Source organism: Nevskia soli (genome assembly GCF_903970205.1).
In the GTDB taxonomy this organism is placed as follows: domain Bacteria; phylum Acidobacteriota; class Terriglobia; order Bryobacterales; family Bryobacteraceae; genus Bog-113.
Genome location: NZ_CAJCHS010000247.1, coordinates 1 through 3,742 on the forward strand (window position 1 = coordinate 1; position 3,742 = coordinate 3,742).

Below are 3,742 nucleotides of genomic sequence, written 5' to 3' on the forward strand. Positions count from 1 at the left end.
AGCGACGCCGCAGCCGATGCGCCGGCCAGCCCGGACCCGACCACTAACACCTCGTACTTGCGCTTATTCGCCGGGTTGACTAGCTTCAGATCGAAGCGGGCTTGCTCCCAAAGGTGCTCAATCGGTCCGGACGGTATGCGTGAATCAAGAACCATAGTTAGTTTCTTCCCAAATCCGACTTATAAGTGAATCACTCCGGCCAATACGGCGACCGGAATGCTGATGAACCCGACGGTGATGACTATCGCGAGCACTTGCGCCGTGCGCTTCATTAGTGGCGCATAGGCGGGCGATAGGATGCCGACCGATTGGAACATGCTCCAGATGCCGTGGCTCAAGTGCATCCCGAGCAGGATCATCGAGACGATATAGAACCCCGAAATCCAATAGTTCTGAAACCCGAGCACCAGGTTGTCGTAGATGCGTCCTTCCACATAGCGCGGATCCGTATAGAGAAACGTAAACTGCGCCAGATGATAGATGATGAACGCGAGAACGATCGGGCCGCTCCAATACATGGTGCGCGAGGCATAACTCGCCGCGGCATTGTTTTTCTTGACGTAACCGACCGGCCGCGCCCGACTCTTCAGGAGCGCCAACTGCACGGTCGTGACGATGTGCAGCGTAACGCAGAGGAGCAGCACCAAACGCACGGCGTAAAGCTCGAGCGGGAAACTGCGGAGAAGCGCCCCGTAGGCGTCCAGCTTCGCGCGCCCCTCGAACGCCTGGAGGTTGCCGACAAGATGGCCGAGCACGAACCCGAACAAAACCACTCCGGTGGTCGCCATGATGGCCTTTTTGCCAACCGTTGTTTGCCAAAACCGGTAGGCGTGACTGAGCGGGGTGGGCAGCGCGATCGAACTCATTGACGTTTAAGTCCTAAGAAAACGGGTGTATGGAGTGTATCCAACTTAATTATAAGGATGCTCGCAAATCCGATTGGATTTGAAGAACGATTGGCGCCGGGCGTCCTCCCGTCGGCCAGGCGATTGGGCCGATGCCCGCCGAAACCCGTCGCGGCGACATGATCTACCGGGCGCTGGGCCGGACCGGTGAGACCGTTTCCCTCGTCGGCCTGGGCGGTTCGCCTATTGGTCAGGCGGAAACGCGCATGGGCAAAGCACTGCGCGACGGCTACCGGCAAAAGGTCTTCCTGACCGACCAAGATCGACGGGCGCACCAAAGAGAAGCTGCCGCGAAGCAGATTGACGAATCGTTGAAGCGCCTGCAAACCGACCACGTGGACCTGCTGCAATATCACGAGGTGATTTGTAGGGAGGATCCCGATCGCATCTTCGCCACTGGCGACGCGCACGAAGCTTTCGCGGATGCTCGACGTTGCCCAGCACGGCTTTCATTTCGACGCGGCGCTGCATCCTTCGAACGTGATGGATTATACCTTCTGCAGCTTCGGCCATCAAGTGAAGCCGCGCGCGCTGAAAGAAGGTATCGGGGTGCAGACGATGAAGCCGTTGGGCGGTAAGTGCGTCTGTCGTGATCACCGGCTGCGACAAGCTGGAGATACTGGAACAAGCTTTGAATGCCGTGAAGACTTTCAAGTCACTTACTGAAGCTCAAGTAACTCAGCTTGCTGCAAAGACTAAGCGCTACGCGCTCGAAATGAAGTACGAGTTATTCAAGGCTACGTCGCGCTTCGATTCTACGGCTAAGAATTCGCAGTGGCTGGGATAATGTCTCTCGCCAACGCTCTAAAGTCTGAATGGTGGAGATTCAACCGATTCGAGTCGAAGTGGAACGCGAGGAAAATGGCCGAATTCTGGCGTCCGTCCCCGCTCTTCCTGGCGTTATGGCATACGGGGCGTCAGAGAGCGAGGCCATCCGTAAGGTCAAAACGATAGGCTTACAGGTGTTCGCGGACATGGTGGCTAGTGGAGAAGAAGTCCCTGAATCCCTGAGAGTGCTGTTCGCCGCGAGAGCGTTTGGAGCGCGACCAAAGCCAAGCGTGTTTATGCCGCGTTATTGCGAATTGGATGAAGGCTCAACAAACAGGTTGGATCGCATCGGAAGCTACAGCGCAGCGGCTGGCCGAACTTCACATCAGTGGCGCGAGAATTCAATCGGCGAAAATCGCGAAGCTAATGCCGAGTCCCGGGCGCGAAGTTAGCAGTTCCTGACGTTCCACCTCGCGCTTCTATCCAAAAACGCTGCTCCGAACTTACCTGATCTCCATGTTCCTGATGGAGCAGCACAGTAGCCCAACCGCGAAACCAATACCGAAAGCGATCCCCGCTCCCCAAGCCGATTTAGTGAGGAACCAACCTAGATATCCGACAGACAGCCCAGGACCTATGATCTGCAGCGCATCTCCCAATCTTGATTTCTTCACGCGGCAAGTCCCAACCAGTCAACCAGATCGTAACAGCAAACGCGCCGGAATCGCGCGTCATGATAAAGTCAACCCGCATGCCTGAGATCTCGCCGCTCGCCGGTAAGCCGGCTCCCAAAGACCTGCTGATTAACGTCGCTCTGCTCGAATCGGAGTATTATTCGCGCTCTCCCGATCCCGCCGACCCCGCCCAACTCGTCAGCTTCGGCACCAGCGGACATCGCGGCACGTCCAGCAACGGCACGTTCAACGAGGACCATATCCTCGCCATTACTCAGGCCATCTGCGAATATCGCGCATCCAAAGGCTATACCGGCCCTGTGTTTGTCGGCAAGGATACGCACGCCCTTTCGCGCCCGGCCGAACGCACCGCGCTTGAGGTGCTCGCCGCCAATTTGGTCCCCACCATCATTCAATCCGGCGACGGCTTCACGCCCACGCCTGTTATCTCCCACGCCATCCTCACTTACAACGACGGGCGCACAGGCGGCCTGGCGGACGGTATCGTAATTACTCCGTCGCACAACCCGCCGGCCGATGGAGGCTTCAAGTACAACCCGCCCGATGGCGGACCCGCCGACACCGATGTTACCGGCTGGATTCAAGACCGCGCCAATGCCATCCTGCGCGGCGAGGGAGCCGTGCAACGCGTCGATTACGATACAGCCAGGCGCGCGCCCACCACTAAGGAGCAGGATTTCGCCGCCGCGTACATCGACGACCTGGCGAACGTGATCGACCTCGATGCAATCCGCGGCGCGGGCCTTCGCATCGGAGTCGACCCGCTTGGCGGCGCCGCAGTCGCGTATTGGGAGCCGCTCGCCCATAAGTACGGACTGAATATCGACGTCGTCAATAAGCAGGTTGACCCTACGTTCGCCTTCATGACCGTCGATCATGATGGCAAGATTCGCATGGACTGCTCGAGTCCTTATGCGATGGCCGGCTTAGTCAAACTCAAGGACGATTTCGACATCGCCTGGGGAAATGATCCTGACTCAGACCGGCACGGGATTGTCACGCGTTCGTCCGGGTTGATGAATCCCAACCACTACCTCGCGGTCGCGATCCGGTACTTACTCGGGCACCGGCCCGATTGGCCGGCAAGTGCGGTCGTAGGGAAGACGCTGGTTTCGAGCAGTATCATCGATCGGGTAGTCAAGCAATTGAAACGGACGCTCTGGGAGGTGCCGGTAGGTTTCAAATGGTTTTCGCCCGGATTACTCGACGGATCCTGTTGCTTCGGCGGAGAAGAAAGCGCGGGAGCCAGTTTTCTGCGCCGCAATGGCAAGGTATGGTCGACCGATAAGGACGGCTTGATCTTAGGGCTTCTGTCGGCGGAGATTACGGCGGTCACGCGCCAAGATCCCGGCGAGCACTACCAGGAGCTGGAGG

Annotated in this window: 4 protein-coding genes; 3 read left to right on the forward strand and 1 reads right to left on the reverse strand. The window is 58.1% G+C overall.

Features of this window, described 5'->3' with window-relative positions; translation table 11 throughout:
* Positions 1 to 179: 179 nt before the first annotated feature.
* Entirely contained in the window at positions 180 to 866 is a 687-nt protein-coding gene (locus H1Y01_RS11200; RefSeq protein ID WP_180540608.1) for a succinate dehydrogenase cytochrome b subunit, read from the reverse strand.
* A 131-nt stretch (positions 867 to 997) separates the two neighbouring features.
* Here H1Y01_RS11200 and H1Y01_RS11205 point away from each other — a divergent pair, with 131 nt between their 5' ends.
* From H1Y01_RS11205 to H1Y01_RS11210, 3 genes are all read left to right on the forward strand, one after another.
* Positions 998 to 1,483, forward strand: a complete 486-nt coding sequence (locus H1Y01_RS11205; RefSeq protein ID WP_219341462.1) for an aldo/keto reductase — start codon at positions 998 to 1,000, stop codon at positions 1,481 to 1,483.
* An 11-nt stretch (positions 1,484 to 1,494) separates the two neighbouring features.
* Entirely contained in the window at positions 1,495 to 1,692 is a 198-nt protein-coding gene (locus H1Y01_RS19520; protein WP_219341463.1) for a hypothetical protein, read from the forward strand.
* Positions 1,693 to 2,424: 732 nt separating this feature from the next.
* The coding region (locus tag H1Y01_RS11210; protein ID WP_180540609.1) for a phosphoglucomutase at positions 2,425 to 3,742 on the forward strand (1,318 nt) is incomplete at its 3' end.

What these genes read in the sequence shown, in the direction of transcription:
- H1Y01_RS11200 (WP_180540608.1), bottom strand. Translation starts at nt 866, where the DNA reads ATGAGTTCGATCGCGCTGCCCACCCCGCTCAGTCACGCCTACCGGTTT.
- H1Y01_RS11205 (WP_219341462.1), top strand. Translation starts at nt 998, where the DNA reads ATGCCCGCCGAAACCCGTCGCGGCGACATGATCTACCGGGCGCTGGGC.